This window comes from Staphylococcus sp. HMSC077D08 (assembly GCF_001837945.1).
Lineage (GTDB): Bacteria > Bacillota > Bacilli > Staphylococcales > Staphylococcaceae > Staphylococcus > Staphylococcus epidermidis.
Map to the genome: position 1 here is coordinate 337,194 of NZ_KV834762.1, position 24,447 is coordinate 361,640.

Annotated in this window: 21 protein-coding genes; 2 read left to right on the forward strand and 19 right to left on the reverse strand. The window is 32.6% G+C overall.

The annotated features are described in order from the left end of the window. Positions 1-14: 14 nt before the first annotated feature. The gene (gene hflX / locus HMPREF2663_RS06130) at positions 15-1,256 is read right to left on the reverse strand and encodes a GTPase HflX (RefSeq protein WP_070846029.1); all 1,242 of its coding nucleotides are present in this window, start codon (positions 1,254-1,256) and stop codon (positions 15-17) included. Positions 1,257-1,365: 109 nt separating this feature from the next. On the opposite strand from hflX, the gene HMPREF2663_RS06135 reads away from it, so the two are divergent. Then, a complete protein-coding gene (locus tag HMPREF2663_RS06135; RefSeq protein ID WP_002446329.1) occupies positions 1,366-1,845 on the forward strand; it encodes a glutathione peroxidase in 480 nt (159 codons plus the stop codon). Positions 1,846-2,063: 218 nt separating this feature from the next. On the opposite strand, the gene hfq is transcribed toward HMPREF2663_RS06135, so the two are convergent. The 17 genes from hfq to HMPREF2663_RS06220 all read right to left on the reverse strand — a co-directional run bounded on the left by hfq (position 2,064) and on the right by HMPREF2663_RS06220 (position 22,293). Next, positions 2,064-2,303 (reverse strand): RNA chaperone Hfq, encoded by a 240-nt coding sequence (gene hfq / locus HMPREF2663_RS06140; protein ID WP_001829517.1) that lies wholly within the window; start codon positions 2,301-2,303, stop codon positions 2,064-2,066. Beyond that, positions 2,257-3,255, reverse strand: a complete 999-nt coding sequence (gene miaA / locus HMPREF2663_RS06145; protein WP_002491369.1) for a tRNA (adenosine(37)-N6)-dimethylallyltransferase MiaA — start codon at positions 3,253-3,255, stop codon at positions 2,257-2,259. Before miaA ends, hfq begins: the two co-directional genes overlap by 47 nt. 11 nt (positions 3,256-3,266) lie before the next feature. Next, positions 3,267-4,193, reverse strand: a complete 927-nt coding sequence (locus HMPREF2663_RS06150) for an alpha/beta hydrolase (RefSeq protein WP_032605407.1) — start codon at positions 4,191-4,193, stop codon at positions 3,267-3,269. Between the two features lie 221 nt (positions 4,194-4,414). Further along, the gene (locus HMPREF2663_RS06155; RefSeq protein WP_002446326.1) at positions 4,415-6,088 is read right to left on the reverse strand and encodes a glycerol-3-phosphate dehydrogenase/oxidase; all 1,674 of its coding nucleotides are present in this window, start codon (positions 6,086-6,088) and stop codon (positions 4,415-4,417) included. 176 nt (positions 6,089-6,264) lie between these two features. Beyond that, entirely contained in the window at positions 6,265-7,764 is a 1,500-nt protein-coding gene (glpK, locus tag HMPREF2663_RS06160) for a glycerol kinase GlpK (protein ID WP_002489950.1), read from the reverse strand. Between the two features lie 153 nt (positions 7,765-7,917). Then, the gene (locus HMPREF2663_RS06165; protein ID WP_002446324.1) at positions 7,918-8,742 is read right to left on the reverse strand and encodes an MIP/aquaporin family protein; all 825 of its coding nucleotides are present in this window, start codon (positions 8,740-8,742) and stop codon (positions 7,918-7,920) included. Positions 8,743-9,112: 370 nt separating this feature from the next. Further along, positions 9,113-9,646, reverse strand: a complete 534-nt coding sequence (locus HMPREF2663_RS06170) for a glycerol-3-phosphate responsive antiterminator (protein WP_002487388.1) — start codon at positions 9,644-9,646, stop codon at positions 9,113-9,115. A 13-nt stretch (positions 9,647-9,659) separates the two neighbouring features. Beyond that, a complete protein-coding gene (gene mutL / locus HMPREF2663_RS06175; RefSeq protein WP_070846031.1) occupies positions 9,660-11,597 on the reverse strand; it encodes a DNA mismatch repair endonuclease MutL in 1,938 nt (645 codons plus the stop codon). 14 nt (positions 11,598-11,611) lie between these two features. After that, the gene (gene mutS, locus HMPREF2663_RS06180) at positions 11,612-14,233 is read right to left on the reverse strand and encodes a DNA mismatch repair protein MutS (RefSeq protein WP_002489935.1); all 2,622 of its coding nucleotides are present in this window, start codon (positions 14,231-14,233) and stop codon (positions 11,612-11,614) included. Positions 14,234-14,430: 197 nt separating this feature from the next. Next, on the reverse strand, positions 14,431-14,925 hold the full coding sequence (gene thiW, locus HMPREF2663_RS06185) for an energy coupling factor transporter S component ThiW (protein WP_002489929.1): 495 nt from the start codon (positions 14,923-14,925) through the stop codon (positions 14,431-14,433). Between the two features lie 23 nt (positions 14,926-14,948). Further along, positions 14,949-15,314: a YlbF/YmcA family competence regulator gene (locus HMPREF2663_RS06190; protein WP_002439569.1), complete on the reverse strand. Its 366-nt coding sequence runs from the start codon at positions 15,312-15,314 to the stop codon at positions 14,949-14,951. Position 15,315: 1 nt separating this feature from the next. Beyond that, complete coding sequence (gene miaB / locus HMPREF2663_RS06195) at positions 15,316-16,860, reverse strand: tRNA (N6-isopentenyl adenosine(37)-C2)-methylthiotransferase MiaB (protein WP_070846033.1); 1,545 nt, start codon at positions 16,858-16,860, stop codon at positions 15,316-15,318. A gap of 342 nt (positions 16,861-17,202) precedes the next feature. Further along, positions 17,203-17,493 carry a thiamine-binding protein gene (locus HMPREF2663_RS06200; protein WP_001829496.1) on the reverse strand — a complete coding sequence of 97 codons (291 nt, stop codon included), beginning with the start codon at positions 17,491-17,493 and terminating at the stop codon, positions 17,203-17,205. A gap of 56 nt (positions 17,494-17,549) precedes the next feature. Continuing rightward, complete coding sequence (locus HMPREF2663_RS06205) at positions 17,550-18,167, reverse strand: poly-gamma-glutamate hydrolase family protein (protein WP_070846035.1); 618 nt, start codon at positions 18,165-18,167, stop codon at positions 17,550-17,552. A gap of 591 nt (positions 18,168-18,758) precedes the next feature. Beyond that, complete coding sequence (locus tag HMPREF2663_RS06210) at positions 18,759-19,625, reverse strand: 2-oxoacid:ferredoxin oxidoreductase subunit beta (RefSeq protein WP_002457346.1); 867 nt, start codon at positions 19,623-19,625, stop codon at positions 18,759-18,761. Further along, positions 19,626-21,386, reverse strand: a complete 1,761-nt coding sequence (locus tag HMPREF2663_RS06215; RefSeq protein ID WP_070846037.1) for a 2-oxoacid:acceptor oxidoreductase subunit alpha — start codon at positions 21,384-21,386, stop codon at positions 19,626-19,628. It abuts the gene before it with no gap. Between the two features lie 112 nt (positions 21,387-21,498). Further along, positions 21,499-22,293 carry a TIGR00282 family metallophosphoesterase gene (locus HMPREF2663_RS06220; RefSeq protein ID WP_002446316.1) on the reverse strand — a complete coding sequence of 265 codons (795 nt, stop codon included), beginning with the start codon at positions 22,291-22,293 and terminating at the stop codon, positions 21,499-21,501. Between the two features lie 162 nt (positions 22,294-22,455). Between HMPREF2663_RS06220 and HMPREF2663_RS06225 the strand changes: the two genes are divergently transcribed. Beyond that, complete coding sequence (locus HMPREF2663_RS06225) at positions 22,456-22,671, forward strand: hypothetical protein (RefSeq protein ID WP_002446315.1); 216 nt, start codon at positions 22,456-22,458, stop codon at positions 22,669-22,671. Between the two features lie 88 nt (positions 22,672-22,759). Here the strand turns inward: HMPREF2663_RS06225 and rny are convergent, their stop codons facing one another. Beyond that, the gene (rny, locus tag HMPREF2663_RS06230; RefSeq protein ID WP_001829512.1) at positions 22,760-24,319 is read right to left on the reverse strand and encodes a ribonuclease Y; all 1,560 of its coding nucleotides are present in this window, start codon (positions 24,317-24,319) and stop codon (positions 22,760-22,762) included. Positions 24,320-24,447 lie beyond the last annotated feature (128 nt).

Here is a 24,447-nt window from a genome sequence, read left to right on the forward strand (position 1 = left end):
ATCTGTCTTCCTTTTTATAATTTTTTAAATCCTTTGATACGATAAGATGCTTGCGTTTCGTCAAATATTAATTCAGTAACAAGCGTATGTTGTTTAAGAAAATATAATCTATCTGCATCAGCACTGTCTACAATTTCTTCGTATGGGCTGAGACTATTTTTTATTTCTTGAATTGCTAAATTTTTTACCTTTTCTTTATCATTTTCATCACGACTAGATACAAAAACATGCGCAGATTTAGATACAGGTACATCCATCTGTTCGTTACATAAGTCTTTTTTATTAAAAATAACTACTTGTGGAATATGATCCATTTCTAAATCATTAATGATTTGATTTACAGTGTCAATTTGAGTACGGTATTCCGAATGACTTGCATCGACGACATGCATAAGTATGTCTGCACCTTTAGCTTCTTCTAGTGTAGATTTAAACGCAGCCACCAAAGTCGTTGGTAATTTTTGAATAAATCCTACCGTATCAGAAATAATTAAATTAAATCCTTCATTCACTTGTATTTGTCGTGTTTTGGGATCTAATGTTGCAAACAAAATATTTTTTTCATAGGTCTCCTCATTAGCTAAAACATTAAACCATGACGATTTACCCGCATTTGTATAACCAACTAAAGCGATTTGAAAAACTTGATTTTGTTCACGTTTATTTCTATATCTTTCCCGATGATCCACGACCGTTTTTAATTGATGTTTAATCTCATTCATACGTGTTCTAATATGGCGACGATCCATTTCTAACTTTGTTTCACCTGGACCTCTTGTTCCTATGCCACCACCAAGACGAGATAGACTTTTACCATGACCTTGTAGTCTTGGTAACAAATAGTCGAGTTGTGCAAGTTCAACTTGTAGCTTTCCCTCTCTACTTCTCGCTCGCAACGCGAATATCTCTAAAATTAATTGGGTTCTATCGATGATTTTAATGCCCAAATTATCATTTAACGTTTTAGACTGTGCCGTCGTTAATTCATCATTGGTTACGACAACATCTATATCATGGAATTCTATGAAAGATTTTATTTCATCGATTTTTCCTTTTCCAACATAATATTTATGGTCAAATTGCTCTCTATTTTGAGTGATTTGTCCTTTAACATTAAGTTGGCAAGTTTGTGATAAAGCATCAAGCTCTTCCATAGTAGATTCAAAATTAAATTGACGATCCGTTTGAGCATGTACACCGATTAATACAGCAGTTTCTCGAATATTTTTTGTTTCATAGGTCGCATGCTGTGTCACGTTATACATCTCCTTTTAAAAGTTACTCAAGACATTTTATCATAGAGTGTGAACAAAGACTAACTACACAAATTGTGTTAAATTAGATGTATAGCGAAAGGGTGATAATATGGAAAGTATTTATGATTTCGTTGTAGAAAAAAACAATGGTGAAAGTTATAAATTAGAGCAGTATAAGGGTGACGTTATGCTTATTGTCAACACTGCTAGCGAATGTGGTTTTACACCTCAATTCGAGGGTTTACAGAAGTTATATGATGAGTATAAGGATCAAGGATTTATTATTTTAGGATTTCCATGTAACCAATTTGGTGGTCAAGAACCAGGCTCGGGGGAAGAAGCTGCTCAAAATTGCAAAATTAACTATGGTGTGACTTTCCCTATTCATGAAAAAGTTGATGTTAAAGGTGATAATCAACATCCATTATTCCGCTTTTTAACAGACGCTGCTAAAGGTATGATAAACGAAAAAATCAAATGGAACTTCACTAAATTCTTAATCGACCGTGAAGGTAATGTGATTAAACGTTTTTCCCCTCAAAAGAAACCGGAACAAATAAAGTCTGAAATTGAAAAATTACTATCATAAATTTTAAAAAGAAAATGCTTCATCTAATGTTTTTGAACTGAATTAATAAATTCAATATTTACATTAGATGAAGCATTTTTTATTACAAACATTCCTTGGTTTGTGTTAAAGTGCTACGTTTAAAACATGTGCTTCAATATTTAATAACATTCTTAAATAAGTCAAAATATGACTTCTATTGAGTTGATGCATTATGAATGCACTTTGATTACAACTTTTTATTCTTCACTATTCACTTCAGTTGCTTCAGACGATTCATTGTCTACAGTGAAAGTGCTGATCGCATGTTTGTAAATCAGATGTTGCTTACCTTGAGAATTTAAACTTACAACATATTTGTCATAATTTTCAACGACACCTTTCATTTGAAAGCCGTTTAAAAAGAAAATTGTGACTTCAGTTTTTTCCGATTTAAAGTTCTCTAGTGCTTGGTCTTGGATGTTTTCGTTTGCAATCATGGTTAGAACTCCTTTTATTTATTTGGGTTGTAATCTCATCTAACATCATTTGAAGTGACATCCTTTCTTTATTTAACCAATGAACATTCATTTTATTTTTAAACCAAGTCAACTGTCTTTTAGCATATTGTCGTGAATGCTGTTTTAATTTCTCTACAGCACTTTCCATGCTTATATTTCCCTTTATAACGGGTACAAGCTCTTTATACCCAATGGCTTGCATACTTTGACTCGCTTCAAAACCTTGTTCAACGAGATGTTTCACTTCATTAAATAATCCGTGGCCCAACATAATATCAACACGTTTATTTATTCTTAAATATAATGTTTCACGCGACATTTCAATCCCTATTAATAATGTATCATAATTTTCAGTAAATTGTTGCACTTTCTTGCGAGAACTTAAAAGTTTTTTTGTTTTCAAATAATATTCTATTGCTCGCAACACTCTTTTTCTGTTATTAGGATGTATATCCTTGGCTGATTCTTTGTCGAATGAAGCTAAATATTCGTGAAGCTTATTATTATTAAGCTGCTCAAGTTCTGTTAATTTTAATTTAACTTGCTTCATTTTATCATCAGATATGGATTCATCTTCAAAAGCATAGTTATATAAGAGAGATTGTATATATAGTCCTGTTCCTCCTGCTATAATAGGCACCTTGCCTCTTCCAGTAATATCTTTAATATATTTTTCTGCCCTTGTTTTAAATTCATATGCAGAAAAAGAAGCATCCGGAGGCAAGATATCTATCATATAATGTGGTATACCTTCCATTTCTTCAGTTGTAACTTTTGCTGTACCAATATCCATGCCTTGATAGACCTGCATTGAATCTCCGCTAATAATTTCTCCGTTAAATTTTTTAGCAACTTCAATACTTAACTCAGTTTTACCTGAAGCCGTTGGACCTACAATAACGATTAAAAAAGGCTTTGTCATTTCAGTCATTTAAGATTCACTCACTTTTGTTTTTTCAAAATTTGCTTTTCCATCCATTCAAACATGTGTTGCCAAGTTTTCAAATAATCTTCTTCAAATAATATTTCATGACGCTTATGTTTATATAGTTGTACTGTTATATGTTTAATACCTGCCCTTTTATATAATCTAGCTAAATGCTTTATACCTTTACCATATTCACCAAACGGATCATCTTTCCCAGAAATAAATAGTATAGGTAGATTTTTGTCTGTTCTTTTTAATTGTTGTCGTTCTGCTGTTTTCATCATGGTCTTTAAAGTTTGATAAATGAGCTGATTTGATACTTTGAATCCACAAAATTCATCTTCCACAAATTTATCAACTTCATCTTGACGTGTAGAAATCCAATCACTTTCTGTTCGAGGTTGAGTGATTTTTTTATTGAAAGTTTTATTCAATAATTGATTCACCCATTTGAGTCGACGTCGTTTTCCAAAAATAAATGTAACTATCTTCATCGCTATACGTATGGGAACGCCTTTCCACTTGGAGAACATACCTGTTCCTGTAAGAATTAAACCTTGAGCAATGTCAGGATACTTTTCAACAAATAATCTAGCAATAATGGAGCCCATTGAATGACCTATGATAATATAGGGTACATTGAGCTCTTCAAGATATAATGTCTCAATGATTTCATAAGCATCATCTACAATTTGATTCATGCTATTAAAATGACCACGTTCATTCTCATCTATTTCTTTACCATGTCCACGGTGATTATGTCTGACAACATCATAACCTTGTGTATTTAAAGCTTCAACTAACTCTTGATAACGGTCCATATGTTCAGCCATGCCATGGAAAAGATGAACAATACCAATAGTACTCTTTTTTGCTTTATCAATTTTCACCTCTATCATTGTTCCATCTTCAACTGTTATTTTAAAATGACTTTGACTCACAACATATGCCCCCATTCCTTTTTATTTGTTATGTCATTTATAGTACATCAACTTATATCATATTTAATATACCGTGTGTGAGATATCATATCAAATCGTACGCACATTGAGGTTTTAGAAGTTTATAGTATTAAAATAAAAAACTACTTGCAGATAAAAAGGTCTCCTCCATCTACAAGTAGTTTATTATAATCTATTAGATATACAATCAATAGGAATGATTAAGCTTTAGTTGCGGGTTGATCATTACCTGTACGTGCCTCATCAATCGCAACTTCTACTTCTTTAGTATAAGCCTCTTTTTGAGTTTCACTATAATTAAGCATATCTGCCATAACATCTATCACAGCATTTTTATAATCTAACACATCTTGAATATTAAAGTATAATTTGCCAGAACGACGTACTAAGAAGTCAGTTGGTTTGTAAACCATTTCTTGTTGAATGCTATAAACTAATTCAACATAAATTTCTAATGGCAACTTACTATCATGGTATGGTGCCGTTTGAGCAATATTAAATAGTTGATCCACATTTGAACCATATTTACTTGCTAAGCGACGTGCCACATCTTCATCAATTCCAAATCCTTTAGCTGCATCAACTTTTTGTTCAACAAAGTGTTCAAAGTTTTTGCTTCCGCCAACGTCACCACCGGAAATTTTTAGATATTTTGTGGCGCATGATTCAAATTTCAACCCGTATTCTTGTTTTAAACGTTTAGCTAATAGATCAACAATTTCTAGTGCCATATGACGATAACCAGTTAATTTACCGCCTGCTATAGTTAATAATCCAGATTCACCTTCCCAAACTTCATCTTTACGTGAGATTTCAGAAGGATCTTTACCTTTTTCAAGAATTAACGGACGAATACCTGCCCATGTTGATTCAATATCTTCATCTTTAACATTAACTGTTGGGAACATGTAGTTAATTGCATTAATTAAATAGTCTCTATCTTCTTGTGTTGTTAAAGGAGTTGCTTTTTCATTATCATAAAATGTGTCAGTTGTTCCTACATAAGCTTTTCCTTCACGTGGAATTGCGAAAATCATACGTCCGTCTTTTTCAGTATCAAAGTATACTGCTTGACCTAATGGGAATTTAGATTGATCTATAACAACGTGCACACCTTTAGTTAATCTTAATTGCTTATTGTTACGAGCATAATCGCCACTTCTCACTTCATCAACCCATGGACCTGAAGCATTAATAACTTTTTTAGCTTTAATCGCATACGTTTCGCCATCAATCATATCCAATACTTCAATACCATTTACTTTCTTATTAGAATCATAAGTGAAGTGTTCTGATTTTGTATAATTAAGGATTTCTGCTCCATTTTCAGCAGCTTTTTTCATAACTTCAATAGTTAAACGCGCATCATCAGTACGGTATTCTACATAGTAGCCACCGCCTTTTAATCCATCACGTTTAACTAAAGGTTCTTTATTTAACGTTTCTTGCTTAGATAACATTTTTTTACGTTCAGATTTTTTGACACCAGCTAGACGATCGTACATAGCTAGTCCAATAGAAGTTGAGAACTTACCAAATGTACCACCTTTATGCATAGGTAAAAGCATCCATTCTGGTGTTGTCACATGCGGACCATTTTCATAAACAATAGCACGTTCTTTACCTGTTTCTGCAACTACCCCTACTTGCAGTTGTTTTAAATATCTTAAACCACCATGTACAAGTTTAGTTGAGCGTGAACTTGTACCTTGTGCAAAGTCTTGCATCTCTACTAAAGCTACTTTCATCCCACGATTGCTTGCATCTAAAGCAATACCTGCACCTGTAATACCGCCACCTACGATAACAACATCGTATTCAGTGTCTCTTAAATTCTTTTTTATATGATCCCTTTTCAATGTAGATAATGACATTATCTAAACGCCTCCTAGTTATAAATAAAAAACGAGAAATTTATCCCCACAATAACATTAAATTGTTTTGTACGAACAAATCTCTCGTTTCTCGATTTTATTATTAACTTATCTAGATTATAACACAGTTAAGAAAATCAAGTCCATTTAAAGATTTAAAAAGTCTAAAACATAGCTTAATCTTCTAATTTAAATACTTGAGTCGCCTTAACAGCTTTTTTCCAACCACTATAAAGTTTATGACGTTGATCTTCATCCATTTCTGGTTTGAACTCAGTTTGAAGTTTCCAACGTTCACGGATATCCTCTTTATCATCCCAGAATCCAACAGCTAATCCAGCTAAATATGCAGCACCAAGTGCTGTTGTTTCTTGGATTTCAGGTCTTTCAACAGATGAATTTACGATATCTGCTTGGAACTGCATAATGAAGTTATTTTTTACAGCACCACCATCAACGCGTAAATTTTGAACTTCAATACCTGAGTCCTTAGACATAGCTTCCATAACATCTCTTGTTTGATAACATAAAGATTCTAATGTAGCACGAATGAAATGTTCTTTTTCCGTACCACGAGATAATCCGAAAATAGCACCTCTTGCTTCTGAATCCCAATAAGGTGTACCTAAACCAACAAATGCTGGAACCATATAAACACCCTCAGTTGACTCTACTCTTGAAGCATAGTTTTCGGTTTGTGGCGCAGAATTAATCATTCTCAAACCATCTCGTAGCCATTGGATAGCAGAACCAGATACGAAAATTGAACCTTCAAGTGCATAATTAACTTTTCCATCTAAACCGTATGCAATAGTTGTTAACAAGCCACTTTCAGACTTAACTGCTTCTTCACCAGTATTCATTAGCATAAATCCACCTGTGCCGTATGTATTTTTTACATCACCACGGTCGAAACATGCTTGACCAAATAATGCTGCTTGTTGGTCACCGGCAATACCAGCAATAGGTACTTCTTGACCAAAGAAGTGATAGTCGATAGTTTTCCCGTAAATTTCACTTGATTCTTTAACTTCAGGTAACATTTGTTTAGGAATATCTAAGAGTTCTAACAACTCATCATCCCATTTTAGGTCATAAATATTAAACATTAATGTACGACTTGCATTTGTGTAATCTGTAATATGAGCAGTACGCCCTGACAATTTCCATACTAACCATGAATCGATTGTTCCGAAGAGTAAATCACCATTTTTAGCTTTTTCTCTAGCACCTTCAACATGATCAAGAATCCATTTTACTTTAGTTCCCGCAAAGTACGGGTCTAAAAGTAAACCTGTTTTTTCTCTAAATGTTTCTTCATAGCCTTGTTCCTTTAAATTTGTACAAATATCTTGTGTCTGACGTGATTGCCAAACAATAGCGTGATAGATTGGACGACCTGTATTTTTATCCCATACAACTGTCGTTTCACGTTGGTTTGTAATACCAATACCTTCAATTTGATTTGCATTAATATTGTTTTCATTAAGTAACTCAGCCATAACTGATAGAACAGATGTCCATATTTCATTAGCATCATGTTCTACCCAGCCTGGATGTGGAAAGTGTTGTTTAAATTCTCTTTGAGAAACACCTTTAATTTCTCCTTCTTTATTAAAAAGTATCGCACGTGAACTCGTAGTTCCTTGATCAATTGATAAAATATATTTTTCCATAGGTATATGACTCCTTCAAAAGTGAATAATGAATTCATTATCTAAACAATTAAACATTCTAAAATGATAATTAAATAGACTTTTAAATGTGATTGTTCAACACACATGAACATATCACGTTAATCATACGGTTATATATGCGAATGCCATATGTTAATAAATTGATTCAATATCGTTGTTTTTATTTTGAGATATCTTATTTAATATCACACCAAGTATAAGTGTGAATATAAGTACAATTAAACCAATGAAACAACTAAAATTGAATGTTTGTTTATAAAATACTTCGTAAACAATCGCACCTAACATACCACCTGCCATTGGTCCCAGAACGGGTACAATTGCGTAAGACCAGTTAGATTTACCTTTACCATGAATTGGCAAAATAGCATGCGCAATACGTGGTGCTAGGTCACGGGCTGGATTAATAGCGTAACCAGTAGTACCTCCTAAGCTTAAACCAATTGCTATGATAAGACTACCAACAATAATTGGATTTAAACCATCAGCAATTTTATTAACCCCGATAAATAAAATTCCTAATGTTAAAGCCATAGTCCCGATAATCTCACTTAAAAAGTTAGCAAAATAATTTTTAATAGCTGGTGCTGTTGAAAATACACCTAATTTGACTGCTGGATCTTCTGTAACTTTCCAGTGTGGTAAATACATTAACCATACTAAAGCTCCACCAACAATACCGCCAAGCATTTGACAAACAATATAGCCCGGTACTTGTGCCCAGCTAAATCCACCATCCATGGCTAAAGCAACTGTTACAGCTGGATTTAAATGTGCACCAGAAAACGTTCCAACAGCATAAACGCCCATTGTTACTGCCAAACCCCAACCAAATGCAATAACAATCCAATCTGCACCGTTACCAGCACTTCTCTTTAAGTTAACGTTTGCACAAACGCCACCACCAAAAAGAATAAGGATTGCAGTACCTAAAAATTCTGCTAAATAAGCATTCATATACATTCCTCCCAAAAAACAGGGAGACCCCTACGTCAAATATATTACTTGTAGAAATCTCCGCGTCTCTCTTCTAATATTAACTTTTAAACTTGTTATAAGTTTACTATTACGTTGTAAGCGTTGTCAACAATTTTGTAAAAAAATTGTCATATTTGATTAAAGTTTTTATTGATATAGTGAGCATTTGTTTTTAATGTACTAAATAAAAGGTTTAACAATTTTTTTAAAAGTACATTTTTCTTTTTTCATAAAAAAAGAATGCACTTTAAGTTATTAATCATCCGGTATTCAAATCCACTCATTCCATGAAAAAGTGATAATACGCTGATTAACAAACTTAAATGCATTCTCATTAACAGTATATGAATTACCAAAGTTTTTCGTAACTTGTAGTAACGTACTTAGCACCATTGGAAATTGCTTCACTAATTTCCGATTGTTCATCAATAAGACCACCAGCTATTACTGATGCTGATGTTTCTTGTTGAATTTTACTCACTGCTTTACTTGCAACACCAGGTAAAACTTCAACATAGTCAGGCTCTACTTTTTTAATGAGTTCAATACTTCTTGTTAATGCTTGACTATCTATAATAAACACTCTAAATATCGTCAATGTATTTAACATTTTAGCTTTTTTGATGACCTTAGCTTTTGTAGAAACAATACCTTTAGGTTTATATTGTTGAATAATGTACTCACAAGCAAATTCATCATGACTGAGTCCTTTGATTAAATCGATATGTACATAACATTCAATCGAATGACTTTTAAGTAACTCCATAATGCTTTTCAAATGACCTATATGCATATCTAACACAACACATGCCTTGTAGTCTGTTTTAATTAACTTTTCTAAATCTCTCATATTTCTAATAGCTGGCAAAATATTCTCTTTCATAATTAAAACTCCTCTACATTACTCTTTTAAATAACTTTTCTAATTCGTAATTTGAAAAATTGATAATAATCGGTCTGCCATGAGGACAAGTAAAAGGATCTTCTGCTTCTCTTAGTTGATCAATTAAATCTGCCATTTCATTATTTTTTAAATAGTGATTAGCCTTAATTGATTTCTTACAAGACATCATGATTGCTGCATCTTCTCTTATTTTCTTCACATCAACACTTTTGTGTTTTAATACAAGTTCAATCATATCTTTAATAATTTCTTCCGCTTCTACTTTTGGAAACCATACTGGGTAGCTATTTACAATATAATCATGCCCACCAAAATGTTCAAGATGTACTCCTACTTTAGCTAATTCATCTTTGTACTGATCAATAATCATCTGTTCATCTTTAGAGAAATGGAAAGTGAGTGGTATTAATAAGTTTTGCACTTCATTTGTCACTTCGCCAATTTTTTCTCTAAAATATTCATATTTAATTCTTTCCTGAGCAGCATGTTGGTCAATCATAAACATTCCATTTTCATTTTGTGCAATGATATACGTACCGTGTACTTGACCTACAATTTCCATATAAGGCACCCTACGATGAGGTGTCTGACTCACTGTTCCTTTAATATCTTTTGATTGCTGATTTAATATCTCATATTCGTTAGATGTGTCTTGTTCCATATCAAACAATACTTCTTTTTGACTTTGTAAGTAAGTATCATCAATGTGATTGTTTAATTCATTAGAAACTTCCGTACTTTCATTATTTGTCGATGAAGTTGAATCTAAATTATTCCTATGCGACTCAACATCATGATTCTTATCTTTTTGATCATGTACATATGGTGCAGATGTTTCTCCAATTTGTGATTGTTTCTTCTCGAAATTAATCTTTTGTTGTTCAAATGTTTCTAAAACCTTATTCTTTTTGGGCGTACGATTTAAGTCGTTTTGTGGGATGAGAATTTTGTCTTTAAAAGCCTCTCTGATTTTAGTTACGATAAGATCGTAAAGTTGATCTTCTTTAGAAAGTCTCACTTCTAATTTTGTTGGGTGAACATTTACATCAACCAAAATAGGATCCATTTGGATGTTAATATAACATATAGGAAATCTTCCTATTGTAAGCAATGTGTGATACCCCTCTAAAATTGCTTTATTGAGTACAAAGTTTTTGATGTATCTACCATTGATGAAAATAGAAATGTAATGTTTATTACTTCTTGAATGCTCAGGCTTAGCTACAAATCCTTCAAGATGATAATCACTAGTATCACCCGAAATATGCACTAAATCCTTTGCTACTTTCATTCCATAAATTTCAGCCATTACTTCATTTGTTCTTCCTGAGCCATTCGTACTTAAAATTTTTTTACCATCTGAAACTAAAGAAATTCTAATTTCGGGATGACTCATAGCCATTCTATTTACAATGTCCGTAATTTTACCTAGTTCGGTATACAAACTTTTTATATATTTTAAACGTGCAGGTGTATTGTAGAATAATGACTCCACTTGTATATCTGTACCCTTTTTAGCTTTTGCAGGTTTTTCATGAATAATTTTACCATCTTCAGCATATATTTCATGTCCATTTTCATTATCAGTACAGGTCTTTAATGTCACCTTTGCTACTGATGAAATACTAGCTAAAGCTTCTCCCCTAAACCCTAAAGTACGAATATGGAACAAATCATCATCTGCGACTATTTTACTCGTTGCGTGTCTATGAAATACTAACCCTAAATCTTCCTGAGCAATACCTGTGCCATTATCTACAACCCTTATTGCTGAAATTCCAGACTGTTCAACCTCAATATTAATCTCTGTCGCTTGTGCATCAATTGCATTCTCTAAGAGCTCTTTAACTACGGAACTTGGTCTTTCAACTACTTCACCCGCAGCTATTTTATTAGCTAGAGACGTCTCAAGTTCTTTTATTTTCCCCATCGTTTACACCTCTTCTACTTTAATTGACTTTGTAATTCATTCAGCTTGATTAAGGCTTCCAATGGTGTCATATTGGATAGATTTAATTCTCGAATTTGACATTCAACTTCACTTTGTTGATTGTAACCATCAAATAAATCAAAAGTCGCTTGCTCATAATTGTGATTTGATGTATGCGTTTCTATAACTGATTGTTCTTCTTCTATTTGACCAAAATCGTTATACGACGGAACCGTACGTTGATTGTCAGTATCCTGATGAGAAAGTTGATACGAAGGTTTTTGCTCAAATGCATTTAAAATAACTTGCGCTCTATCAATGACTTCATTAGGTAAATCCGCTAATTTTGCCACTTGAATACCATAGCTATCATCTACAGCGCCATCTTTGACTTTATGCAAAAATATCAGTTCACCTTGATACTCGTTTGCTGCAACATGTACATTTTTTAAACAGTTAAGCATTTGATCAAGTGAAGTCAATTCATGATAATGTGTTGAGAAAAGTGTCTTGGCATGGCTAGTTTGAGCGACATATTCAATCATCGCTTGCGCTAACGCAAGACCATCATAAGTGGATGTACCTCTTCCTATTTCGTCAAAGATAATTAAACTATTTTCAGTAGCATAAGTTAAAGCTTTTTGAGCTTCTAACATTTCTACCATAAATGTACTTTTACCTGATACAAGGTCATCTGCTGCACCAATCCTAGTAAAAATTTGATCAAATATAGGTAATGTTGCTGAATCACATGGTACATATGCTCCCATTTGAGCCATGATACTTATTATAGCAACTTGTCTCATATATGTTGACTTACCTGACATATTAGGTCCCGTAATGAGATAAATAAACGTTTCATCATCAAGATGGCAATCATTAGGTACATAATCATTATGATCCATCACTCTCTCAACAACAGGATGTCTTGAGTTTTCTAAATGTAAAACTTTATCATCACTAAATGTAGGTTTGACATAATTATATTTTTGAGCAATTTCAGCAAAACTTTGTAAACAATCAAGTTCTGAAATGATTTTCGCTTGCTTTTGTAAACGTTCCGTGTACGTTTTAATGTGTTCTCGTAATTTAACAAATAATTCATATTCTAACTCTACTGCTTTATCTTCAGCACCAAGTATTATATCTTCTTTTTCTTTTAATTCATCCGTAATAAATCGTTCAGCATTAGATAATGTTTGTTTTCGATTATAGCCAAACGCTTCAGGTTGAAAATTATTTAAGTTTGCACGTGTAATTTCTATAAAATAACCAAACACTTTATTAAAACTAATCTTCAATGACTTAATACCTGTACGTTCACGTTCTTTTGCTTGTAATTCTGCAAGCCAAGTTTTACCATTTTTTGAAGCTTCTAAATATTCATCTAGTTGCGTGTTGAATCCTTTTTTAAATAAACCACCATCTTTGATGGAAATAGGCGGCTCTTCAACTAAACTTTCTTCTAAAATTTGTAACAAGTCATCTAAAGGTTCCAATTCTTTAAATTGCGTGGTAGTTTGTGCATCCAATTCATTGAGTAATGCTTTTATATGAGGTATTTCGGATATAGAATGCTTTAGTTGTATTAAATCTCTTGCATTTACGTTTCCGTAACTCACTCTTCCTACAAGTCGTTCTATGTCATACACTTGATTTAAATGATTACGTAATGTATCTCTTTCAATAAAACGGTCCATAAACTCTTCAACAATATTTAATCTGTCGTTGATTTGTTGTTTATTAATTAATGGGCGATCAATCCACTGCTTTAAACGTCTAGCACCCATTGGTGTTTTTGTCTCATCCATTAACCATAACAATGTCCCTTTTTTTGATTTTAATCGTATGCTTTCTGTCAGCTCTAAATTTCTCTTTGCATAATAATCCATCTTCATATAATCAACTGCAGCATATTCAATCACTTCCTCAATGTGAGATAAGTCTCGCTTTTGTGTGTGATGAATATAATCTAGCAATAATTGAGTTGTGTCATGCATTAACTGATGTGTCAACTGATTCATATCATAATCTTCATCAGATATATCTTCACGAACAGTAATCGTCTCAGTTATCATGTTGATTTGTCTTTTTAATTCTTCAGATAGAGCTTGCTTTATGACAATTTCATTGGGATTAATTGTTGTAATCTCATTAAGCAAGGTTGCTGTATCTTTGAAATGAGTTACTTTGAGTTCTCCTGTAGAAACATCACAATAGCATAATCCAAATTCTTCATTTTCGATAAAACTTAAAATATAATTATTTTTCTTTTCATCCATACCACTTTGATCCATAACAGTTCCTGGTGTGACGATTCTTACAACTTCTCTTCTAACCATTCCTTTTGTTTGCTTTGGATCTTCCATTTGTTCACATATAGCGACCTTATACCCATTATTAATCAATGTTTCAATGTAATTATCAGCAGAATGATATGGTACGCCACACATCGGAATAGGATTTTCTTTTTTAGCATCTCTTTTCGTCAATGTTATTTCAAGTACTCTTGATGCTTCTTTAGCATCATCAAAGAACATTTCATAGAAATCTCCAAGTCTAAAAAATAGCAAACAATCATCATATTCAGATTTTATCTTTAAATATTGTTGCATCATTGGTGTAATGTTAGCCATTTCTATTTTCACAACCCTTATTTTTATATCTTTATTCATATTATATGTATAAATTTATGGTTTTTAACTCATTCATTTTAACATATATGTTTTTGAAACGCTTTTGTGTAATAGATACAAAAAGTACGCTTTCATATGAACAGATATCAACATTTTACTTATAATCCCCTATTCATCAAGCGTACTTCAAATAAATATTAATTTTTGTTAAATCTATCTAGTAAACCTCTTCTTTTCAAAATAATAAGCAATATATAACTAATTAAAGCCCCAATAAAGCTTGATACTATGAACATAAGCATTAATGGTTTAATAAAGAAATCTTGAAGTCTTAAAAACCATGCTAAAGGTATACACATTAAACTACCAATAACACCAGTCCCTAACACTTCACCAACTGAAGCCATAAAAATATGCTTCCTATACATATAAAACAGACTTGAAAGTAAGACACCTATCATACTTCCTGGAAAAGCAAATGCACTTCCAGTTCCAAATGAAATTCGTAGTACAGAAGAAATAAAAGCTTGTGCTAAACCATACCATGGTCCAACGAATACAGCACATAATACATTCACAAAATGTTGAACAGGTGCGGCTTTAATTGGACCTAAAGGAATGACAATTAAACTACTTAACACGACATTAATAGCTATTAAGAATGCTGTGATGGTCAACTTTCTAATATTCATTGTGCTTAACTCCTCTAAAATAATTATTCATTATGTTCTTTTTTATTATATTCATTGAGTCTATCTTCCATTGTTTTGACCATCATTTGTAGTAAATCATTCGCCTCGTATTGTGCTGAACGAAATTCTTCAACAATAGGTAATTCATTAATTTCATCTTTTAGATACTGAATTTTAGCTTCAGATTGCTCGAGTGCATTTTGTTTTCCATAATTTTGAAAATTAACCGATTGTTTTTGTTGTGCTTTCAAACGATTCATCTTTTGTTTTATTGCTTGATTATTATGAATTTGTTTTTCTACATTATGATAATCTTGAACAACTTCTAGTTTTCCAATTTTCTCTGCTAAACTTTCGACTTTTCGAATGATTTCTTTTTCACTATACATATTATTGTGTCACCATTGAACGTTGATGTTCTTGTATAAATGTTCCATTTAAAGAATATTGTTTTGCCTCGTCAATTTTGACATCAACGAGTTTACCAATGCTCTCTCTTGGTCCTTTAAAATTCACAAGTTTATTTTTATCAGTATAGCCTGCTAGAACACTCTCATCTTTTTTACTAGAACCTTCACATAATACCGTAACAATCTTACCTTCATACTGACTCATTGCTTGTTGAGAATACATTCCAACCTTCTTATTAAGTCTTTGCAAACGTTCTTTTTTCACTTCTAAAGGTACATTATCCTTCATTTTAGCTGCTGGTGTTCCATCTCTTTGTGAATATAAATATGTGTACGCATGCTCAAATTGAACGTCATCATATAATGTTAATGTTTCTTCAAATTGTTCTTCAGTTTCATTTGGATAACCTACTATAATATCAGTAGTTAAAGCTACGTTAGGGATAGCTTCCTTTATTCTTGAAACTAAATCAAGATAACTCTCTCTTGTATATTTACGACCCATTATCTTTAGTACTTGGTTATTACCTGATTGTACCGGTAAATGGATATGCGGTACTATGTTCCCACCTTTAGCTATAACTTCAATCATTCGATCTGTAAAGTCCCAAGGATGACTTGTTGTAAAACGAACTCGAGGTATATGAATTTTAGAAATATCTTCCAATAAGTCACCTAATTCATAATCCAGACCTTCGATATCTTTACCATATGAATTTACATTTTGACCTAATAAGGTAATTTCTTGATAACCTTCTCTTGCTAATTCTCTAACTTCATCAATGATGTCCTCTGGACGACGACTACGTTCTTTTCCTCTAGTAAACGGAACAATACAATAAGTACAAAACTTGTCGCAACCATACATAATATTAACCCAAGCTTTAATGTGACCATCACGCACTTTAGGTAAATTTTCGATGATGTCTCCCTCTTTAGACCATACTTCAACTACCATCGCTTTTGATAAGTATGCCTCTTCTAAAATTTCAGGTAAATGATGAATGTTGTGTGTCCCAAAGACCATATCTACATTTTGATAAGATTTTAATATTTTATTTACGACTGATTCTTCTTGAGACATGCAACCGCACACCCCAATTAAACAATCTGGGCGTTCTTTTTTTAAATGTTTTAAATTTCCTATTTCACTAAAGACTTTATTTTCAGCATTTTCTCTAATGGCGCATGTATTAATTAAAATCACATCCGCTTCATTAATATCTGATGTCGCACTATAACCTAATGCATTTAATATTCCTGCCATAACTTCAGTGTCATGTGCATTCATTTGACATCCATATGTTTTAATTAAAAAAGTACGACCTTTACCCATACCTTTGTATTTTTCATCTATATGAAAATCTCTGTTATATTGAACTTCTTGTTTTCCTCTTTTTTTAGCTTCTTTTAAGCTAGGTGGCTGATACACTTGTTCAAAGTATTTACTATAATCTTTCTCAGCTTTACGATCACGTTCTGCTAGAATATTTATCGTTCCAGCCTTTCTTTGCTCTTCATTCACTTTGAAAATCCTTTCTATATGCCCATAATCATTACTTCATTATATTAAATTTATAGTCAAAGTGCAAAAAGACATGTATATGATGTTACAGCTATCTTTTATAATTAACTTATTAGCTTTTTATTACTGTAATCGATGTAAATCATATCTAAATGTTTATTTGGACACCATTTATTTATAATATATCAGTTGATAAAAGTCTTTTATATCATATTTTCTGTGTGACAATGCATAGCGTCTGAAGCATACCTCTATTTTCTTACAAAATTTTAAGAGCCTTCAACACTATAGCATGTTAGGCTCTTAAATAAACAAGATAAGATATATTATTCTAATTTACACTTAGTCGTATTTTCCTGTAAGCGTTTCAATTTCTATTCCTTCAGGTACGTGATAAAACTTAACTTGACTAATAATACTTGGACATTCTAATTCAACCATTCTATCATTTAATTTTTGAATTAAAATAAGACATTCACTCATTTCACCTTGAACTGTTGTTTCTAACGGGCCTACTCTGAAATGCAAACCTGAATCATCAATAATTTTAATTGCCTCATCAACATATGGAATAACATCGTTGTTGTTCGGTGTTTTTGGAATAATTTGAATACTCATTAATGTATCTTGCATGTTTCATCTCTCCAATTAAGTTTTATAATATTATTTTAACACGCGTTAGAATTTAATTATGCACGTTCTATAGCTTTTTTCATTGCATCTGCAAAGTCGTACATTAAATCATCCCAATTATCTTTATTTTCACGGTTTTTGCGTGAACTTTTTCTATTTTTAAACAGCTCTTTTCTTAACTGAGCTGTCAGTTCTAATTGCACTCCTCCTTGGGTTTGAGTCATATTAACAATATTATTTTCTTGAGTTCCAGAAATATGGTGTGGTGCCTCTTGCACACTAATTCCTATATCTTCAAGGGATTCAGTGATTAACTCAAAGAGTCGGTCATCACTACCTCCTATATAAGCCACGCTTTCATTCCCTTCACAACCATGTATGGCTACAGTTCTTTGACTACCTCTCACTAAATCTAATGCAATTTGGTCATCATAGTGTGTAGAAGTCACATGTAACTCATTATTTCCCTCACTTCTCATACCTTTAAAGGAAAAATAGTTATAGTTGCCACGATGTGCAATCGTATATGCTAATTCAGTTGTGGCAGGTTCAATTCCACCGCCGTGTATTGCTAATATAGTGACCATGCTAGAACGATTTTCAAACTCTATTTCCCAATCTTTTCCTTCTTTAGTTAATTCTTTTAATTCCGTCATAGATTTGAATTTGTCCATATTAACCTCCGAAAAATCATCTTATATTTTTATTATTCCCAAAATTCATATTCTTAAAATCTTTTTACAAAATCTTTTACATATTTATTAAAAAATAAAATTATTGCATTGATTAGGACTGTTCATTTAACTGTTCGCCTTATTTATATATTTAATAATAACTCTGAGAAAAATTTCATCTGTTAATTACTTTACCTATATTTTTAAAATAATTTGGAATAAATTATGTCATTCTTATATTATTTACCTTTAGATGAGATAGGTGATTAATCGTGTAAAAAATGTTAAATGAGAATTACATTATTGAATCATTATACTTTGATAAGCAATATAGATATAAAATAAGAGTGAGCAGAATTAAAATGTTATTCTGACCCACTCTTTAAATATATTATTTCCCTATATGCATGCTCTATAATACTTTTTAAATTGAACCGTACTTCTTGATTTTCTATCGTAATCATTAAAGTTATTAGATAAGAAATTTCAGTAAAATTGAATAGTCATGATGTATCATATTAAAAGTACACCTTCGTTTTTATTTTACCTACTTATTTTGACGCAATTCTAGTTACTATGAATGAGTATCCTTTATAAAAATTGTGCAGTTAAGTCGTTAAAAGTTTCTTCTGTAATATGAATGTCTCTTTTAGCTAACGCCTCATGTTCTAGTTCTGAAATTTGCGATTCATAAGAAGGTGTTGTTGTATCTTGATAAACAATACCTTTAACCAATGACTCATGATCCAACACAGTTTTCATAGCAAGTTGTTTATCTGTGTTGTCATAGCCCTCAATATCATCGATACTTGTTAAATGTTCTTTAAACCAGTCATAAGTATTCACTTTATTGTAAGTAACACAAGGTGAGAAAACATTAACAAAAGAAAAACCATCATGATGAATCGCATCTTCAATCATTTTAGTTAATGCCTTTATATCACTTGAGAATCCTTGTGCTACAAAAGTTGCACCAGAGGATAGTGCCAATTCCAATGGAGCTACATTCTTTTCTATATTTCCTTTAGGTGTTGATTTAGTTACAAATCCTTTAGCTGAGGAAGGTGATGTTTGTCCTTTAGTTAATCCATATATTTGATTGTCCATGACAATATACGTCATATTCATATTACGTCTAAGAGCATGAATAGTATGTCCCATTCCTATTGCATAGCCGTCTCCATCGCCACCAGAAGCGATAACTGTTAAATCTTTGTTTGCCATTTTAACGCCTTGTGCTAGAGGCAATGCACGACCATGAATAGAATGCACACCATAAGAATTAATATAACCTGATAGTCTACCAGAACAACCAATCCCTGTAATGATTGCTACATCTTCTGGTTCTAAACCAATGTTCGCTGTCGCTTTTTGTATAGCAGCTTGAACTGAAAAGTCACCGCAACCAGGGCACCAGTTTGGCTTCACATTATTTCTAAAATCTTTAAATGTAGCCAATTACACCAACTCCTTTAACTCTTTAGCAATTTCTAAACCTTTTTCTTCAATTTCACAAGGTAAGAAAGGTTTCCCATCGTATTTTGTTTGATTAACTAATTTATCATTAACTTGTGTGTTCATTTTTAAAATACTTGATAATTGTCCTTGATAATTATGTTCTGCGACTATTACTTTCGAAGCTTTATTAATAGCTTGTTGAACAATATCTTTAGGGAACGGATGTAATTGTCGAATATGCATCGTATTCACTTTTACACCTTGTCGTTCTAGTCTTTCTGCACCTTCTCCAATAGCACCTTTAGTAGATATAAATCCTATATACAGTATATCTGCTTTGTCATCATGTTCATTGAGTAACACAGGATTATTGATAACCAAGCTTTCAGTTTTACGCATTCGTTTTTCCATCTGATTCTGACGATTCATAGGCGCCTCACTTGGCTTCCCTTCTTCATTATGTTCAACACCTGTTACATGATGTATACCACCTTTAACACCTGGTATTGATCGTGGTGATACGCCACTAGCTGTTAATGCATATCTTTTAAAGTATGCTTTATCATCTTCAGCTCTCTCGATATCTGACTGTATTATTTCTCCACGACGAATATCGATTTTATTATAATCGAGCGTTTTAACAGTTTGTTTTCCTAATGATAATTGTAAATCACTTAACAGAATGACTGGACATTGGTATTCTTCAGCTAAATTAAATGCTTCCATAGTAAGGTAAAACGCATCTTCAGCATCTGTAGGAGCAACGACAATTTTCGGAATATCACCATGGGTACCATAAATCATTTGTAATAAATCTGATTGCTCTTGCTTTGTTGGTAAGCCAGTAGAAGGACCACCTCTTTGAGTATTAATAATGACTAACGGCGTTTCAGTCATACCAGACAAACCAATAGATTCCATCATTAAGGAAAGACCTGGACCTGCACTTGCTGTAAATCCTCGTACGCCTGCATAGTTAGCACCAATCGCCATCGTTGCTGCTGCTATTTCATCTTCAGTTTGAACGACAGTACCATCAACTTTAGGTAGATTGGCAATCATGTATTCCATAATTTCAGAAGCTGGCGTAATTGGATAAGCAGACATAAATCTTGATCCAGCTGCTATTGCTCCTAATCCAATTGCGTCATTACCTATCATATATAAATGAGGATGACCGCTACCATTCTCTAACGTAAAGTCTCCATTAACGTTGGTAACTTGTTGCTTCATTAAATCATAACCCATATTAAGAGCTTGTATATTCATATCAACAACTTTATTACCTTTTTTTGAAAACATGTTATCGATTAAAGTTTCAAAAGTTGATGTATTTAAATCCATCAGTGCAGATGTCGCACCAATTGCCACCATATTCTTCATTAATGCTGTTCCAAGTTCCTTTGCCACGCTAGTGAATGGTAACTCAATTAATTGAGCCACACAGTTCTCTGGCTTTTGGGGTTTTGCTTTAGCATCTGCAATTATAATACTATCTTCTCTCATTTCATGATGATTTAATTCAATCGTTTCCTGGTCAAAAGCAATGAGTATATCCAAATCATCACTAATCGCATGCACAGGCGATGTTGAAACTCTTATCTTATTATTAGTATGGCCACCTTTTATACGACTAGAAAAGTGTCTATATCCATACAAAAAATAACCTTTTCTATTCATTGCAGTAGCAAAGATTTCACCGGTAGATTCAATACCTTCGCCTTGCTGACCGCCCACTTTCCATGATATTTGTGATTTCATATCACATGCCTCCTGTGGTATTAATTCACTCTCTATGATAACAAAATAAACCACTGTTTTACTATTTCAACAGTGGTACAAGTTTAAATTCATACTAATGGACTATATCCTTTTAAATTTGGAAAGGATGGTCCTCATTTATTAACAGTCTCTTTATTTGAATCGTTTTACCTTCTTTATCTAAATCTATGATAACTCCTGATAATACGCCTCGCCCATCATCTGGAACAACATGCCTTTGTGGCAAACTGGTAATAAAACGTTGAATAACTTCATCTCTATTGATACCTAAAATACCATCGTAATAACCTGTCATTCCGACATCTGTGATATATCCTGTGCCATGAGGTAATATACGATCGTCAGAAGTTTGAATATGTGTATGAGTACCAACAACAGCGCTCACTCTACCATCTAAATACCAACCCATAGCATTTTTTTCAGATGTAGTTTCAGCGTGAAAATCTACAAATATGTATGGTGTAGATTTTTGAGCTTCCTCGATTAACTGGTCAGCCTTTTTAAATGGATCATCAATATCTTGCATAAATGAACGCCCTTGTAAATTAATAATAGCCAATTTAATATCGTTAATTTTTATTATTCTCATACCTGTTCCTGGAGCTTCATCAGGAAAATTTGCAGGTCTAACCATTCGATGAGCATCATCAATAAAATCGTAAATTTCTCTTTGACCATATGTATGATTACCCATAGTCATGAAATCCACGCCTTCTCTTAGAAGTTGTTTGTAAATTTTCTCTGTTAATCCTTTACCGTGTGCGGCATTTTCAGCGTTTACTATAGAAACTGTTGGGTGATAAGCTTGTTTAATTTTAGGTAAATAAGTAGTCATCATTTTCCTGCCCACTTTACCAACGATGTCACCTATAAACAATATTCTCATTTCTGTTCATCCTCTCATAAATTAAGTTTAATGGATACTGTACTATAATAAAAGTCTCATCAACAAATTAATTATTCTGAAAATTAAAAGACTTTACTTTTTTATATTTATGTATTGTGTTAATATAAAACTAATAAAAATATAGGAGTTGTTTATTCATTCATGTCTATTAATATTGATCCTGAAAAATTTGCTGAATTAGTTGTAACTTCAAATCCAGCCAAATCTGATGAAGCTGAAGATATCGCTAAAGAAAGTTTAATTTTATACATTAATGCTTATCGTTTAGCAGAAAAATATGCAAACATCGCTACAAATTGCTATGATACAGCTGAAATTTTAAAAGAAATTAATGAAGTTGATTTACAATTAAAATAAATCATTATATCCGAGCGTTTATACGCTCGGTTTTTTATATTATATTTAATAAGCCACTGGCCGTAGATACGGTCAGTGGCTTATGGAATTATTTAGCATATTCTATTGCTCTAGTCTCTCGAACAACTGTCACTTTGATATGTCCAGGATATTGTAACTCTTCTTCAATTTGGTTCTTAATATCTCTTGCCAATCTATATGATTTTAAATCATCAATTTCTTCAGGTGAGACGACTACACGAATCTCTCTACCAGCTTGTATAGCAAATGCTTTTTCTACCCCATCATAACTTTCAGATAACGTTTCGAGTCTCTCAAGTCTTCTAATATAATTTTCAAGTGTCTCTTTACGTGCACCTGGTCGCGCAGCTGATAATGCATCTGCTGCTGCAACTAAAATAGAAATGATAGAGGTTGGTTCAACATCACCATGATGTGAGTGAATAGCATTAATAATTATGTTATTTTCATTATATTTCTTGGCTAATTCAACACCTATTTCTACGTGACTACCTTCAACTTCATGATCAATAGCTTTACCAACATCATGTAGTAATCCTGCACGTTTAGCTAGAGTAACATCCTCTCCTAGTTCTGCTGCAAGCATACCTGAGAGGTGGGCAACTTCAATTGAATGTTTAAGTACATTCTGACCATAACTAGTTCGATAATTTAATCGACCCAAAATTTTCACTAAATCAGGATGCATATTGTGTACATTTATTTCAAAAGTAGCTTGTTCTCCAGCATCTCTTATGATATCGTCTACTTCCTTTCTAGCTTTTTCGACCATATCTTCAATACGTCCAGGATGAATACGTCCATCAGAAACTAAATTAACTAGTGCAGTTCTAGCAATTTCACGTCTAATTGGATCAAAGCCTGATAAAATAACTGCTTCTGGTGTGTCATCAATGATTAAATCAATGCCAGTAAGTGTTTCTAACGTACGTATATTTCTACCTTCTCTACCTATGATACGACCTTTCATTTCATCATTAGGCAGATTTACGACTGAAACAGTTGATTCAGTTGTATGTTCTGCTGCTAATCTTTGTACAGTTGTAGCAAGTAATTCTTTAGCTGTCTTATCAACTTTTTCTTTCGCTTCTTTTTCTTTTTCTTTAACAAGTATTGCAATATCTTGTGACAGTTCTTCTTCAACTCTTTGAAGCTGTTCTTTCACAGCTTCTTCTTGAGTGAGACCGGAGATGCGTTCTAATTCTTGTTCATGCTTCATTATTAATGTTTGAACACTACTCTCTTTTGCATCTACTTGTTGTTGTCTTTCTTCAAGTTTTGATTCTTTTTGTTCCAAAATCTCATCTTTTTTATCTAAAAGATCAGATTTCCGATCCAAATTTTCTTCTTTTTGAAGAAGTCGGGTTTCTTGTCTTTGAAGTTCACCACGTCTTTCACGCAGTTCATTCTCAGCTTGTTCTTTTAAAATTTGGTTCTCTTCTTTTGCCTCAAGTAATTTTTCTTTTTTAATATTGTCTGCTTCTTTATTAGCATAGCTAACAATATCATCGGCAGTTTGTCTTGCTTGAACTTGTTTTTGGTGTAATAAATTTCGGGCAACAATATACCCTACAACAACGCCTAGAATAATCCCCAGCAAAATGAGTAGGAGGCTTAATAAATTCACATAAACACCTCCTTTATCTAGGGTTTGCTTTGTATATCAAAATCAATATGATTATATGAAATTATATAAGAATCATACATACTAATTGTACGTTTATCGACAGATATGTGTCAAGATATGAAATTGCA

Coding starts and splice junctions, on each gene's coding strand:
- HMPREF2663_RS06135 (WP_002446329.1), top strand. CDS start 1,366: ATGGAAAGTATTTATGATTTCGTTGTAGAAAAAAACAATGGTGAAAGT.
- hfq (WP_001829517.1), bottom strand. CDS start 2,303: ATGATTGCAAACGAAAACATCCAAGACCAAGCACTAGAGAACTTTAAA.
- miaA (WP_002491369.1), bottom strand. CDS start 3,255: ATGACTGAAATGACAAAGCCTTTTTTAATCGTTATTGTAGGTCCAACG.
- HMPREF2663_RS06155 (WP_002446326.1), bottom strand. CDS start 6,088: ATGTCATTATCTACATTGAAAAGGGATCATATAAAAAAGAATTTAAGA.
- glpK (WP_002489950.1), bottom strand. CDS start 7,764: ATGGAAAAATATATTTTATCAATTGATCAAGGAACTACGAGTTCACGT.
- HMPREF2663_RS06165 (WP_002446324.1), bottom strand. CDS start 8,742: ATGAATGCTTATTTAGCAGAATTTTTAGGTACTGCAATCCTTATTCTT.
- HMPREF2663_RS06170 (WP_002487388.1), bottom strand. CDS start 9,646: ATGAAAGAGAATATTTTGCCAGCTATTAGAAATATGAGAGATTTAGAA.
- mutL (WP_070846031.1), bottom strand. CDS start 11,597: ATGGGGAAAATAAAAGAACTTGAGACGTCTCTAGCTAATAAAATAGCT.
- mutS (WP_002489935.1), bottom strand. CDS start 14,233: ATGGCTAACATTACACCAATGATGCAACAATATTTAAAGATAAAATCT.
- thiW (WP_002489929.1), bottom strand. CDS start 14,925: ATGAATATTAGAAAGTTGACCATCACAGCATTCTTAATAGCTATTAAT.
- HMPREF2663_RS06190 (WP_002439569.1), bottom strand. CDS start 15,314: ATGTATAGTGAAAAAGAAATCATTCGAAAAGTCGAAAGTTTAGCAGAG.
- HMPREF2663_RS06200 (WP_001829496.1), bottom strand. CDS start 17,493: ATGCAAGATACATTAATGAGTATTCAAATTATTCCAAAAACACCGAAC.
- HMPREF2663_RS06205 (WP_070846035.1), bottom strand. CDS start 18,167: ATGGACAAATTCAAATCTATGACGGAATTAAAAGAATTAACTAAAGAA.
- HMPREF2663_RS06215 (WP_070846037.1), bottom strand. CDS start 21,386: ATGAAATCACAAATATCATGGAAAGTGGGCGGTCAGCAAGGCGAAGGT.
- HMPREF2663_RS06220 (WP_002446316.1), bottom strand. CDS start 22,293: ATGAGAATATTGTTTATAGGTGACATCGTTGGTAAAGTGGGCAGGAAA.
- HMPREF2663_RS06225 (WP_002446315.1), top strand. CDS start 22,456: ATGTCTATTAATATTGATCCTGAAAAATTTGCTGAATTAGTTGTAACT.